Below are 13532 nucleotides of genomic sequence, written 5' to 3' on the forward strand. Positions count from 1 at the left end.
GGACCTAGCGATGACTGACATCAGAGTACCCGACATCGGTGACTTCAGGGACGTCCCGGTGATCGAGATCTTCGTCAAGCCGGGCGACAGCGTGAAGGCGGAAGACCCGCTGATTGCGCTGGAATCCGATAAGGCGACGATGGAGGTGCCGTCGCCGCGCGACGGCGTCGTCAAGGCCGTCATCGTCAAGGTCGGCGACAAGGTCAGCGAAGGCACCGTCGTCGTGCAGTTCGAGGACGCCGGCGCGGCGCAGGCCGAGGCGCGTCCCGTCGTCAGTGCGCCGCCGTCGCCGGTGAGTGCGCCGGCAGGTGTCGCCGAGGTGCGCGTGCCCGACATCGGCGACTTCAAGGACGTTCCGGTGATCGAGATCTTCGTCAAGACGGGCGACAGTGTGAAGGCCGAGGATCCGTTGATCGCGTTGGAATCCGACAAGGCGACCATGGAGGTGCCGGCACCGCTGTCCGGCACGGTGCGTGAGCTCAAGGTGAAGGTCGGCGACAGGGTCAGCGAGGGGGCCATCATCCTGGTGCTGGCGACCGGCGAGACCGTCGTTGCAGCGAGCGCACCACCGGCCGCCGTCGCGCCCGCTGTCGCAGCGCCGGCTGCAGCTGCCGTCGACGACAGCGCATTCGTGCTCGCTTACGCCGGTCCTGCCGTCCGCAAGCTCGCCCGCGAGTTGGGCGTCGATCTCGGCAAGGTGAAGGGCACGGGCAATCACGGCCGCATCCTGCGCGAGGATGTCGAGGCTTTCACGAAAAGCGGCACTGCGCCGGGTAAGCCCCAAGCCGTAGCCGCGAGCACCGGAGGCGCCGGCCTCGATCTGCTGCCCTGGCCGAAGGTCGACTTCGCCAAATACGGTCCGGTCGAGCGCAAGGAGCTCGGCCGCATCAAGAAGATCTCTGCGGCGAACCTGCACCGCAACTGGGTGGTCATCCCGCATGTCACCACGCACGACGAGGCTGATATCACCGAGCTCGAGCAGTTCCGCGTCAAGATGAACAAGGAGCTGGAGAAGAGTGGCGTGAAGCTCTCGCTGCTGCCGTTCATGGTGAAGGCGGCGGTCGCCACCCTGAAGAAATTTCCCGAGTTCAACGCCAGTCTCGACGGCGACACGCTGGTCCATAAGAACTACTGGCACATCGGCTTCGCCGCGGACACGCCGAACGGCCTGATGGTGCCGGTGATCCGGGATGCCGACAAGAAGTCGATCCCGGAGATCGCCAAGGAGATGAACGACCTCGCCAGGCTCGCGCGCGAGGGCAAGATCAAGCCGGAGCAGATGCAGGGCGGCACCTTCTCGATCTCCTCGCTCGGCGGCATCGGCGGCATCTACTTCACCCCGATCATCAACGCCCCCGAGGTCGCGATCATGGGCGTCTGCAAGGGCTACTGGAAGCAGCATTCGAGCGATGGCCAGGCCTGGACGTCGCGTCTCACGCTGCCGCTGTCCTTGTCCTGGGACCACCGCGTCATCGACGGCGCCGCCGCCGCCCGCTTCAACGTCCACTTCGCCACCGTGCTCGCCGATCTCCGGCGCGTGCTGTTCTGAGGATCGAGATGATGATGAGCACGAATCGCGCGGCGCGTGCGGTGCTCGCCTCTCCCCGCGCGCGGGGAGAGGCCGGATTGCATCGTAGATGCAATCCGGGTGAGGGGGGCTATCCACGCACCGTGCTCGTGGAGAGAGCCCCTCACCCCGAGCCGCTCCCCGTGAAGGACGGGGAGAGGGAGCACACCGCCGCCGGCGCAACAGATCGCCTCCAACCAGCAAACATGCGCGCACACACCGGAACGGCGGAGGCAACAGCATGGCTCATCTGATCGACGTGAAGGTCCCCGACATCGGCGACTTCAAGGATGTCGCCATCATCGAGGTGCTGGTGAAGCCGGGCGAGACCGTGGCGGTCGACACCAGCCTGATCATCGTCGAGTCCGACAAGGCGTCGATGGAGATCCCGTCGTCGCACGCCGGCACCGTCAAGGAACTCCGGATCAAGACCGGCGACAAGGTCAGCGAGGGCTCGGTCATTCTCAGTCTGGAGACAACAGGCGCAGCCTCCAGCCCGGCGCCGGCTCCGGTCGCGCCGCCGCCGGCGGCAACTCCGGCGCCCGCGCCGATCGCGTCGTCCTATTCCGGCAAGGCCGACATCGACTGCGAGATGCTGGTGCTCGGTGCCGGCCCGGGCGGCTACTCGGCTGCGTTCCGCGCCGCCGATCTCGGCATGAAGACGGTGCTGGTCGAGCGCTACGGCACGCTCGGCGGCGTCTGCCTCAACGTCGGCTGCATCCCCAGCAAGGCGCTGCTGCATACCGCCTCGGTCATCGACGAGGTCAAGCATCTGCCCGATCACGGCATCAGCTTCGGCGCGCCGCAGATCGACCTCGACAAGCTGCGCGGCTTCAAGGACGGGGTCATCAAGAAGCTCACCGGCGGCCTCGCCGGCATGGCCAAGGCGCGCAAGGTCGAGGTGGTGACCGGCGTCGGCAGCTTCCTGGATCCGCAGCATCTCGAGGTGACGGCCGGCAGCGGCAAGACCACGATCCGGTTCGCCAAGGCGATCATCGCCGCCGGCAGCCAGGCGGTGAAGCTGCCGTTCCTGCCTGACGATCCGCGCATCGTGGATTCCACCGGCGCGCTGCAGCTCAAATCGATCCCGAAGAAGATGCTGGTGATCGGCGGCGGCATCATCGGGTTGGAGATGGCGACGGTCTACTCCACGCTCGGCGCGCGCATCGACGTCGTCGAGATGCTCGACGGCCTGATGCAGGGCGCCGATCGCGACCTGGTCAAGGTCTGGGAGAAGATCAATGCGCATCGCTTCGACAAGGTGATGCTGAAGACCAAGACTGTCGGCGCCAAGGCGACCGACGCCGGGATCGAGGTCAGCTTCGAAGGCGAGCAGGCGCCGGCGGGGCCGCAGCTTTATGACCTCGTGCTGGTGGCGGTCGGGCGCAGCCCGAACGGCAAGACAATCGGTGCCGACAAGGCCGGCGTCGCCGTGACCGAGCGCGGCTTTATCCATGTCGACAGGCAGCTGCGCACCAACGTGCCGCACATCTTCGCGATCGGCGACGTCGTGGGGCAGCCGATGCTGGCGCACAAGGCCGTCCACGAGGGGCATGTCGCGGCGGAAGCCGCGCATGGCGAGAAGTCCTATTTCGACGCACGGCAGATTCCGTCGGTGGCCTACACCGATCCGGAAGTTGCCTGGGCCGGCAAGACCGAGGAGCAGTGCAAGGCCGAAGGCCTCAAGGTCGGCAAGGCGGTGTTCCCCTGGGCAGCCTCGGGACGTGCCATCGCCAATGGCCGTGACGAGGGCTTCACCAAATTGCTGTTCGACAGCACGACCCATCGCATCATCGGTGGCGGCATCGTCGGCACCCATGCGGGCGATCTCATCAGCGAGATCTGCTTGGCCATCGAGATGGGCTGCGAGCCCGCCGATATCGGCAAGACCATCCATCCGCATCCGACGCTCGGCGAATCCATCGGCATGGCTGCCGAGGTGTTCGAAGGGCATTGCACCGACCTGCCGCCGCAGAAGCGGAAGTAGGCCGGCGAGACGCGACTTAGACAAGCGAGACCAGGGAGATCACATTCGATGTCTGCAACCACTACAGCGGCCGCGGCGCCGAAAAAGCCGTTCTATCGGGTCCTCTATGTCCAGGTCCTGGTCGCCATCGTGCTCGGCGTCATCGTCGGCTGGGTCTGGCCTGAGCTCGGCAAGAACGAATGGATCAAGGCGCTCGGCGACGGCTTCGTCAAGCTGATCAAGATGGTGATCGCGCCGGTGATCTTCTGCACCGTGGTGTCGGGCATCGCCCACGTCTCGGAGGTCAAGAAGGTCGGCCGCGTCGCCATCAAGGCGCTGATCTATTTCGAGATCGTCTCGACCTTCGCGCTCGCGCTCGGCCTGATCGTCGGCAACTTCATCCAGCCCGGCGCCGGCTTCCAGGGCCAGACCAACGCCGCGGCGGTCGCCAATTACGCCAAGCAGGCGAGTGAGATGAAGTCGGTCGACTTTGTGCTCCATATCATCCCGGACACGGTCGTGGGTGCGTTCGCTCAAGGCGAGATCCTGCAGGTGCTGCTGTTCTCGATCCTGTTCGGCATCGCGCTGATGAGCCTCGGTGAGCGCGGTCACACCATGCGCGCCTTCATCGACGACGCCGCGCACGCGATCTTCGGCGTCATCGCCATCGTCGTGAAGGCCGCTCCGATCGGCGCGTTCGGCGCCATGGCCTTCACCATCGGACGCTATGGCCCACAGGCGCTCGGCAATCTCGCCGGCCTGATCGCGACCTTCTATCTCACCGCGCTCGCCTTCGTCGTGATCGTGCTCGGCATCATCGCCCGCATCGCTGGCTTCTCGATCTTCAAGTTCCTGAAATACATCAAGGACGAGCTCCTGATCGTGCTCGGCACCTCGTCGTCGGAGAGCGCGCTGCCGCAGATGATGGAGAAGCTCGAGCGCCTCGGCTGCTCCAAGCCGGTGGTGGGTCTGGTCGTTCCGACCGGCTACTCGTTCAATCTCGACGGCACCAACATCTACATGACCTTGGCGACCTTGTTCATCGCCCAGGCGATGAACGTGCATCTCTCGTTCGGCGAGCAGATCACGATCCTGCTGGTCGCGATGCTGACCTCGAAGGGCGCGTCCGGCATCACCGGTGCGGGCTTCATCACCCTTGCCGGCACGCTCGCGGCCGTCCGGCCGGAGCTCGTTCCGGGCATGGCGATCGTGCTCGGCATCGACAAGTTCATGAGCGAGTGCCGCGCGCTGACCAATCTCTGCGGCAATGGCGTGGCGTGCGTCATCGTCGCCTGGTGGGAGGGCGAGCTCGACCGCGACAAGCTGCGCGCCGCGCTGGACCGCGACATCGATCCGTCGGATGTCGAAGTCGCGGTCACGACCGGCTAGCGATCGAAGGGCCGGGACTGGCGCGGCCAGTCCCGGCCCTTCGCAGATGAGCATGTGAGTTCGGGGACCATGATGGACAGGGATCTGAAAGACGCCGCGCTCGAATATCACCGCCTGCCGAGGCCCGGAAAAATCTCCGTGGTGCCGACCAAGGCGATGGCGACGCAGCGCGACCTGGCGCTGGCGTATTCGCCCGGGGTGGCCGAGCCATGCCTGGTGATCGCCGCCGATCCGGCGCAGGCCGACGAGCTGACCGCGCGCAGCAATCTCGTCGCCGTCATCACCAACGGCACGGCCGTGCTCGGCCTCGGCAATATCGGGCCGCTGGCGGGCAAGCCTGTCATGGAAGGCAAGGCCTGCCTGTTCAAGAAGTTCGCCGGCATCGACGTGTTCGACATCGAGCTGGCGGAGACCGATCCGGACGCGCTGATCGAGACCATCGCGCGGATGGAGCCGACCTTCGGCGGCATCAATCTGGAGGACATCAAGGCGCCCGAGTGCTTCTCCATCGAGCAGAAGCTGCGCGAGCGGATGAAGATCCCGGTGTTCCACGACGACCAGCACGGCACCGCGATCATCGTGGCGGCCGCGATCCTCAACGGGCTCAAGCTGGTCAAGAAGGATATCAGCCAGGTGCGGCTGGTGTGCTCGGGCGCCGGCGCCGCGGCGCTCGCCTGTCTGGATCTGATCGTCAGCCTCGGCCTGCCGCGGGAGCGCATCATCGTCAGCGACGTGTTCGGCGTGGTCCATGCCGGCCGCGCCGAGGGCATGGACGACAACAAGGCGCGCTATGCGGTGGAGACCTCGGCGCGCACGCTCGGGGACATCATCGAGGGCGCCGACATCTTCCTCGGCTTGTCAGCCGGCAACGTGCTGAAGCCCGACATGGTCCAGCGCATGGCGCGCGATCCCCTGATCTTCGCCATGGCCAATCCGACGCCGGAGATCATGCCGCAGGACGCGCTGGCGGTGCGCCCCGATGCGATCATCGGCACCGGGCGATCGGACTTCCCGAACCAGATCAACAATGTCCTGTGCTTTCCGTTCATCTTCCGCGGCGCGCTGGATTGCGGCGCGACCACCATCAACGACGCGATGAAGCTCGCCACCGTCCGGGCGCTGGCCGATCTCGCGATGACCGAGGTGCCGGAGGTGGTCGCCGCCGCCTACAAGGGCGAGGGGCTGCGCTTCGGCCGCGACTATCTCATTCCGAAACCGTTCGACCCGCGCCTGATCGAGGTCATCGCCCCCGCCGTCGCCAAGGCCGCCGCGGACACCGGCGTGGCGCGACGCCCGATCGCCGACATGGCGGAGTATCGCGCGAAGCTGGCGCGCTTCGTCTATCGCTCCGGCAATGCCATGCAGCCGGTGTTCGCGGTCGCCAAGAGCGCGGCGAAGTCGCTGCTGCTGGCAGAGGGCGAGGAGGAGCGGGTGCTGCGCGCCGCGCAGATCATCGTCGACGAGGGGCTCGCTTTGCCGAAGCTGGTCGGCCGTTCCGCTGTGATCGAGGAGCAGATCAAGACGTTCGGCCTGCGGCTCAAGCCGGGCCGGGATTGCGCGATCATCGATCCGCAGGACGAGCACGTCCATGCCGAATGCGCCGAGCTGTATCATGCGCGCCGCAAGCGCGATGGCGTTTCAGCGGGCCTGGCGCTGTCGGAGACGCGCAACAATGCGACCGTGCTGGCCTCGCTGCTGCTGGCGCGCGGCGACGGCGATGCCATGCTGTGCGGTGTGGTCGGGCGGACCTCCGATCATCTCACGACCATCCGCAACGTCATCGGCCTGCGCGACGATGTCGCGACACTCGCCGTCATGCAGATGCTGATCCTCGAGCGGCATCAGCTGTTCATCTGCGACACCCACTGCAATGCCGATCCCTCGGCCGAGCAGGTCGCCGACATCGCGCTGTTGGCTGCCACGGCCGTCAGCCGCTTCGGCATCACGCCGCGCGTGGCGCTGCTGTCGCATTCGAGCTTCGGCAGCTCGGCCGCGCCGGAGGCGCAGAAGATGCGGCGGGCGCGGGCTATCATCCACGAACGGTCGCCTGCTTTGATCGTGGAGGGCGAAATGCGCGGCGATGCGGCGCTGTCGCAGTCCATCCTCGATCACGAGTTTCCGGATTCGCGCTTCGATGGCCCGGCAAACGTGCTGGTGATGCCCAATCGTGATGCAGCCAACATCTCGTATAATCTGCTAAGAATGGCCGCGGGGCAGGGGCTCACGGTGGGCGGCATCCTGCTCGGTGCCGCAAAGCCGGCGCATATCCTGACGCCGTCGTCCACGGTCCGCCGGATCGTGAACATGGCGGCGGTTGCGGTGGCCGGCACGTCGGTGACGCTGGCGACATGACGCTGGCGACATGACGCTGGCGGAGTGAAGCTGGCGGAGTGAAGCTGGCGGAGTGAAGCTGGCGGAGTGACATCGGCGCCACGGCCACGCTTGGGGAGATTGATGATGGCCGTTGCGCAGTCCGGAGTTCCTCGTGTCGTGATCGTCGGCGGCGGCGCCGGAGGCCTGGAGCTGGCGACCCGGCTCGGCGACAAATACGGCCGCAAGGGCAGGCTCGACGTCACGCTGGTCGAGCGCAACCGAACCCATGTCTGGAAGCCGAAGCTGCACGAGATCGCCGCCGGCAGCATGGACATCTCGGCGCATGAGGTCGACTATCTGGCGCAGGCCTATTGGCACGGCTTCCACTACCGCATCGGCGACATGATCGGGCTCGACCGCGATAAGCGCGAGGTGCTGGTCGCGCCCTACCTCGACGCCGAGGGGCGCGAGGTGACGCCGCAGCGGACCATCCCCTATGACGTGCTCGTCATCTCGGTTGGCAGCCAGAACAACGATTTCGGCACGCCCGGCGTGGTCGATCACGCCATCAAGCTGGAATCGCAGCGTGACGCCCGGCGCTTTCACGAGCGCATGATCAACGCCTGCATCCGCGCTCATTCGCAATCCTCGCCGATCGCGCTGCATCAGCTCAAGGTCGCGATCATCGGCGCCGGCGCGACCGGCGTCGAACTGGCGGCCGAGCTGCATCGCACGACGCGCGAGGTGGTGGCCTACGGGCTCGACCAGGTCGACGCCGAGAAGGACATCAAGATCACGTTGATCGAGGCCGCGCCCCGGGTGCTCCCGGCCTTGCCGGAGCGGGTGTCGAGCGAGACCGGCAAGCTGCTGGAAAAGCTCGGCGTCGAGGTGCTGGTCGGCGCCAAGGTCGCCGAGGTCGGGGCTGACCGCGTCAGTCTCGCCGATGGCCGCGTCATTCCGGCCGAGCTGATCGTCTGGGCCGCCGGGGTCAAGGCGCCTGACTTTCTCAAGGATATCGCTGGGCTGGAGACCAATCGCATCAACCAGCTCGTGGTCAAGCAGACCCTGCAGACGACGCGCGACGAGCGCATCTTCGCCATCGGCGACTGCTCGGCCTGCTCCTGGGGCACGCGCGGCAACGTGCCGCCGCGGGCGCAGGCCGCGCACCAGCAGGCCTCGCATCTCTACAAGCAGATTCCGCGCTTCGTCCGCGGCGAGCCGCTGTCGGACTACCGCTATCGCGACTTCGGCTCGCTGGTGTCGCTCGGCGAGTTCAGCACCGTGGGCTCGATGATGGGGGCGCTGGTCGGCGGCAATCTGGTGTTCGAGGGCATGTTCGCGCGCATGATGTATCTGTCGCTCTACAAGATGCATGAATACGCGCTGCACGGCCTCGCCAAGGTCACGCTGGACACGCTGGCGCGCCTGATCACCCGCCGCACCGAGCCGCATGTGAAGCTGCATTGATGGGAGGATCCGCCGCAGCGATCGGCGCAGCAGCGCCGGGCTCAGGCGGCGGTCGCACGGCATCGCGGCGCCGGCCTCCGATTTTGCTGTCGCAAATTCCGGTGCAAGACCCTAGACTTAGGGCTGATATGCGGGCGCGGTGGGCGCGGCCCGCCACCCCCTGGATTTGCCCGGCTCAGGAGATGACGGACCTTCCCATCCGGATCGGCCTCGAGGGACATCCCGACGCCGCAATGGTCCGGGGACGCCCGGGCTGGCTCCTGCGCGGGCTGCTGGCCCTTGCGCTGGTCGGCGTGGCGGCCTGGCTCGGCTATGCCATCGCCTTCTCGCGCGGGCTCGACCAGCGCCACGCCGCCGCCCAGCAGCGGCTGGCGGTCGAGGCCGCGCAGCTCGACGGCTATCTCTCGCGTTTCGAATATCTGCCCTCGCTGCTGGAGACCTCGCCGGATGTGTTCAGGCTGCTCGGCACACCGGATGACCGCGCCCTGCAGCAGAGCGTCAGCCTGTACCTGAAGTCGATCAATCTGCTGGCCGGCGCCGACAACCTCTATGTCCTGACCGTCGACGGCGACGCGATCGCCGCGGCCGATTTCGACCAGCCGGGCACGCCGGTCGGCAGCAACCTTTCTTACCGGCCCTACATGCGCCAGGCGCTGGCGACCGGCCGCGGCGCCTTCTTCGGCATCGGCATCACCAGCGCCCGCGCCGGCTACTATCTGTCCTACGCGATCAAGCGCGACGGGCGGACGATCGGCGTCGCCGTGGTCAAGGTCAATCTCGATGCGTTCGAGCGCGAGTGGCGCAACCGCGGCGCCGACATGCTGCTGGTCGATGCGCGCGGCGTCACCATTCTCGCCTCGCGCGACGAATGGCGCTTCCGCCCGCTGACGCCGCTCACGGTCGATGCGCTGGAAGAGATCGCGACGTCGAAGCCCTATGGCAGCTCCAGCCTCGCGCCGCTCGGCTGGACCTTCATGGAGCGCGCGGATCGCGGCGGGCGGGTGACGACCGAGCGCGGCGCGGTCTACAGCATCGACGAACGTTCGCTCCACGAGCGGCAATGGCAGCTGATGCTGCTCGACGACGAGGCGCCGGTCCGGCGCACGGCCCTCATCATTGGCACGCTGTCGGGGCTCGCCAGCATCGTGGCGCTGCTGCTGTTCGGCCTGCTGGCGCAGCGCCGCAACGAGATCCGGCAGCGGCTGGCGAGCCAGGCCGCGCTGCAGGCCGCCAACGATCGGCTGGAAGTCCGGGTGCAGGAGCGCACCGCCGAATTGCGCGCTGCGCAGGACGAGCTGGTGCATGCCGGCAAGCTCGCCGTACTCGGACAGATGTCGGCCGGCATGGTGCACGAGATCAATCAGCCGCTGGCGGCGCTGCAGACCGCGTCCGACAATGCCGTGCAGTTCGTCGATCGCGGCATGATCGGCGAGGCCCGGGGCAATCTCGTCCGCATTGGTGAGCTGGTGCGCCGCTTGGCGCGCTTGACCGGCCAGCTGCGCGTGTTCGCCTACAAATCGAATGCGCCGCTCGACGTGGTCGCGGTCGAGCAGGCGGTGGCGGAGACGCTGAAGATCCTCGGCGCGCGGGTGAAGGATTGCGGCGTGGATGTCAGCATCGATCTCGCGCCGGAGCTGCAGGTCCGCGCCGACCAGATCCGGCTCGAGCAACTGCTCTGCAACATCGTCGCCAATGCGATCGACGCCGTTGAGGGCGCGGCGCAGAAGTCCATCTCGATTCGCGCCGCGCGTGAGGACGGGCAGTGCCGCATCGCCATCGGCAACAGCGGCCCTGCGATCGCCGACGACGTTCTGCAGCGCATGTTCGAGCCGTTCGTGACCACCAAGCCGGCCGGCAAGGGGCTGGGCCTCGGCCTCGTCATCGCCAATCACATCGCGCGCTCGTTTGGCGGCGAGCTGCGGGCGCGCAATCTCGATCCCATTGGCGCCGAGTTCGTCCTGCTTCTGCCGCTTGCCGCATGAGAAGGTCCGCGTATGAATTCTGAACAGCCGATCGGCGTGATCTATGTCGAGGACGACGAGGATGTCCGCATCGGCGCCGTGCAGGCGCTGCAGCTCGCCGGTCTCGCGGTGACGCCGTTCGCCTCGGTCGAGTCGGCGAGCGCGGTCGTCCGCGCTGACATGCCGTTCGTCGTCGTCTCCGACGTGCAGCTGCGCGGCAAGAGCGGCACGGCATGGTTGTCGGAGCTGCAGCGGCTCGATCCGGATCTGCCGGTCATCCTGGTGACCGGCCATGGCGATATCTCGATGGCCGTGGAAGCGATGCGCAACGGCGCCTATGACTTCATCGAGAAGCCGTGCTCGTCCGAGCAGCTCGTCTCCGTCGTGCGCCGCGCGCTCGACAAACGCCGGCTCACTCTCGAGGTGCGCAGCTTGCGCTCGGCGCTGGCCGACCGTCAGGGCATCGAGGCGAGCCTGCTCGGACGCTCGCCGCAGATCCAGGAGGTGCGCCGGCTCGTCGCCAATCTCGCCTCGACCAATGTCGACGTCACGATCTATGGCGAGACAGGCACCGGCAAGGACGTCGTCGCGCGCTGCCTGCATGCGCACAGCGCCCGCCGTGCCGGCAACTATGTCGCGGTCAATTGCGGCGGCCTGCCGGAGTCGCTGGTCGAGAGCGAGTTGTTCGGCCACGAGGCCGGCGCGTTCACCGGCGCCACCAAGCAGCGCATCGGCAAGATCGAGTACGCCCATGGCGGCACCTTGTTCCTCGACGAGATCGAGAGCATGCCGCTCAGCGTCCAGGTCAAGCTGCTGCGCGCGCTGCAGGACCGCGCGATCGAGCGCGTCGGCTCCAACAAGCCTGTGGCGGTGGAATGCCGCGTCGTCGCCGCCAGCAAGGCCAATCTCTACGAGCTCAGCGAGAGCAAGCAGTTCCGCGCCGATCTCTACTACCGCCTCGGCGTTGCCTTCATCGAGCTGCCGCCCTTGCGCGAGCGGCGCGAGGACATCCCGATCCTGTTCGAACATTTCACGCTGGACGCCGCCAAGCGCTTCGAGCGCGACGCGCCGATCGTCGACGATGCGACGATGTCGCTGCTGCTCGGCCATGCCTGGCCCGGCAATGTCCGCGAGCTGCGCAACGTCGCCGACCGCTTCGTGCTCGGCGTGCTCGACCGCAGGGTGCTGAGCCGGTCCGCGGCCACGACCTCCGAGCTGTCGCTGCCGCGGCAGTTGGAGAACATCGAGCGCTCGATCGTCGAGGATGCGCTCCGCCGCAAGCTCGGCGACGTGCAGGCGACGGCGGCGATGCTCGGCATTCCCAAGCAGACGCTGTACGACAAGATCAAGCGGCTCGCCGTCAATGTCGACGGCATCCGCGAGGGCGCGCCGGCGCGGCCGCAATCCTGATGCACACGTCACGCGCGACGATCGGCCACGCGCCTGCGCGCGGCGGCGCTAACCTGGATCAGGACGCCGCGGCTTTAGAGTCGTTTTAAACCCGCGCTACGCATGCGTTAGGAACGGCAACCACAGGACATCATTGCCGCGAGGTCACTTCGAACAGGAGACCTTTGCATGTACTACTTTGACAAGCGGCTGCAGTATCCGGTGGCGGTGGAGACGCCCGACCCGATCTTCGCGCGTCAGCTGCAGCAGGCGATCGGCGGCGTCGAAGGCGAGATCCGCGTCTGCCTGCAATATTTCTTCCAGGCCTGGGGTGCGCGTGGACCTGCCAAATATCGCGACGTGCTGCTCAACACCGCGACCGAGGAGATCAGCCACATCGAGATGCTGGCGACCGCTGTCGCGCTCAATCTGGAGAACGCGCCGGCGACGATGCAGGAGACGACCCTGCAAGCCAATCCGGTGGTCGGCGCCGTCATGAGCGGCGGCGAGCGCCCGCGTCATGTCATCGAGGGCATGCTGCACCGGCACATCCTGTCGACCGGCATGGCGGCGTTCCCGGCGAATGCCGACGGCGTGCCGTTCGACTGCTCGCACATCTACGCCAGCGGCAATCTGGCCGCCGACATGTATTGCAATGTCGCCGCGGAGTCGACCGGACGGACGCTTGCCGTGCGGCTCTACAACGCCACCGCCGACCGCGGCATGCAGGACATGCTGAGCTATCTGATCGCGCGCGACACCATGCACCAGCAGCAATGGCTCGCCGTGATCGAGGATCTCGGCCCGGATCAGCTGCCGATCCCGAACAGCTTCGATCGCAGCAAGGAGGCGACCGAGTTCGCCTACATGTTCATGGGCACCGAGCGCAACGGCACGCCGCCGGAGCCCGGCCGCTATTGCGAGGGTGGCACGCCCGACGGCCAGGGCCAGTTCTCGATGCGTCCGGGCTTCGAGCCGCTCGGCGAGGTTCCGAACCTGGGACCTGCGCGTCCTGACAGCGCCGCGCAGCGCGAGCAGATGAGCAAGTCGCCGACCACGAACGCCCTGACCTGACGATCCCAAGGGCACCCGCACCGGCGCCGCTTTCGGCGCCGGTGCCGCCGTGACGGTGAGCAGGAACGAATTCCGGACGGTGCTGGTTGAGAGATCATGACAGGCAGAGACACCCGCGACCTGCGCTCCGGCGCCTACGACCCCGTCAGCAAGGACGGATTGCCGCAGCCGCAGCAAGTCAAGGACGCGACGACGCCCCGCCAGCAGGAGCAGTGGGGCGCCGATGTTCGCGCCGAACCCCTGCCGGGCACCGAGCCGGTGCTGCCGGAAGGGTTGATGCGCGAGCGGCGCGATCCGCTCAACCGCAAGACAGGTCGACGCGGCAGCAAATAGAAGCCGCGAAATCGCTGCGCTCCCTCTCCCCGTTCTTACGGGGAGAGGGTTGGGTGAGGGGCAGCGGCACGGG

9 protein-coding genes are annotated in these 13532 nt (G+C 67.0%); all 9 read left to right on the forward strand.

Translation table 11 applies throughout. From position 1 onward, the window contains the following. Positions 1-10 precede the first annotated feature (10 nt). The 9 genes from BRAO375_RS03470 to BRAO375_RS03510 all read left to right on the forward strand — a co-directional run bounded on the left by BRAO375_RS03470 (position 11) and on the right by BRAO375_RS03510 (position 13459). Complete coding sequence (locus BRAO375_RS03470) at positions 11-1549, forward strand: dihydrolipoyllysine-residue acetyltransferase (protein WP_009026070.1); 1539 nt, start codon at positions 11-13, stop codon at positions 1547-1549. A 259-nt stretch (positions 1550-1808) separates the two neighbouring features. Beyond that, a complete protein-coding gene (gene lpdA / locus BRAO375_RS03475) occupies positions 1809-3554 on the forward strand; it encodes a dihydrolipoyl dehydrogenase (RefSeq protein WP_009026072.1) in 1746 nt (581 codons plus the stop codon). A gap of 48 nt (positions 3555-3602) precedes the next feature. Further along, complete coding sequence (locus BRAO375_RS03480; protein WP_009026073.1) at positions 3603-4922, forward strand: dicarboxylate/amino acid:cation symporter; 1320 nt, start codon at positions 3603-3605, stop codon at positions 4920-4922. Between the two features lie 72 nt (positions 4923-4994). Next, a complete protein-coding gene (locus tag BRAO375_RS03485; protein WP_009026074.1) occupies positions 4995-7274 on the forward strand; it encodes an NADP-dependent malic enzyme in 2280 nt (759 codons plus the stop codon). 105 nt (positions 7275-7379) lie between these two features. Next, positions 7380-8702, forward strand: a complete 1323-nt coding sequence (locus BRAO375_RS03490; protein WP_009026075.1) for an NAD(P)/FAD-dependent oxidoreductase — start codon at positions 7380-7382, stop codon at positions 8700-8702. Between the two features lie 182 nt (positions 8703-8884). Next, entirely contained in the window at positions 8885-10684 is a 1800-nt protein-coding gene (locus tag BRAO375_RS03495; RefSeq protein ID WP_009026076.1) for a sensor histidine kinase, read from the forward strand. A gap of 12 nt (positions 10685-10696) precedes the next feature. Further along, positions 10697-12073: a sigma-54-dependent transcriptional regulator gene (locus BRAO375_RS03500; protein WP_009026077.1), complete on the forward strand. Its 1377-nt coding sequence runs from the start codon at positions 10697-10699 to the stop codon at positions 12071-12073. 168 nt (positions 12074-12241) lie between these two features. Further along, positions 12242-13126 carry a manganese catalase family protein gene (locus BRAO375_RS03505; protein WP_009026078.1) on the forward strand — a complete coding sequence of 295 codons (885 nt, stop codon included), beginning with the start codon at positions 12242-12244 and terminating at the stop codon, positions 13124-13126. Positions 13127-13222: 96 nt separating this feature from the next. Then, the gene (locus BRAO375_RS03510; protein WP_009026079.1) at positions 13223-13459 is read left to right on the forward strand and encodes a hypothetical protein; all 237 of its coding nucleotides are present in this window, start codon (positions 13223-13225) and stop codon (positions 13457-13459) included. Positions 13460-13532: the final 73 nt, after the last annotated feature.

The sequence above is a fragment of the Bradyrhizobium sp. ORS 375 genome (assembly GCF_000239775.1).
Classification (GTDB): Bacteria; Pseudomonadota; Alphaproteobacteria; order Rhizobiales; family Xanthobacteraceae; genus Bradyrhizobium.